The following is a 290-nucleotide window of genomic DNA, read 5'->3' on the forward strand; positions in this document are numbered from 1 at the left end:
GGGTGTAATAGAGGTCAGATAAACCTTTGAACCTGTTGGCAAGATAATCTGAAAGACCAAAAAGTTTTACTTCCTTGGCAGTAACATCACTGGCCCCGGCATACCTGAGGTAATCCAGCTCCCGCCGTTCCTGGGTCCAGCTGCGGGCAAGGGAATAGCTGGTACCACTGAATTTAACTTCATTGATCATCGTGGGAATAATTGAAACCACGAGCAGAAAGATGAGCCAGGGTTCAAAAGCCACCACTCCCGCCAGGAGGGAAACGATCACGATAATATCCTCTGCCTGG

General features: G+C 49.0%; 1 pseudogene. It reads right to left on the reverse strand.

Features of this window, described 5'->3' with window-relative positions:
* A pseudogene (locus HC175_RS23155) lies at nt 1-290 on the reverse strand (ABC transporter ATP-binding protein); the annotation flags it as partial.

The organism is Salinimicrobium oceani, assembly GCF_012037645.1.